This is a genomic window from Microvirga pakistanensis, assembly GCF_004458765.1.
Taxonomy (GTDB): Bacteria; Pseudomonadota; Alphaproteobacteria; order Rhizobiales; family Beijerinckiaceae; genus Microvirga; species Microvirga pakistanensis.
The window spans coordinates 1-223 of sequence record NZ_SPJX01000151.1 but is presented as its reverse complement, the minus strand read 5'-3'; the positions used below and the strand labels follow the sequence as shown (position 1 = coordinate 223).

1 protein-coding gene is annotated in these 223 nt (G+C 63.7%); it reads left to right on the top strand.

Annotated elements, in window-relative coordinates:
• Positions 1-223: 2'-5' RNA ligase family protein (locus E4K09_RS04670; protein WP_280177445.1), on the top strand; the 223-nt coding region annotated here is incomplete at both ends.

Here is a 223-nt window from a genome sequence, read left to right as displayed (position 1 = left end):
TTCACCGGCATCGAGATTCCCTCCGAGATCAGCCTTGCCCTGTCCGCTTATCGCGGCGGATTGCCGGGGGCGCGCTGGATCGATCCTGAAAACTATCACATCACCCTGCGCGTCATCGGCGACATCGATGCGCGCATGGCGGACGATGTGTGTTCGATCCTCGGCGATTCCCGCTGGCGGGAGCCTATCGCCATCACCCTCGACGGGCTCGACACGTTCGGCG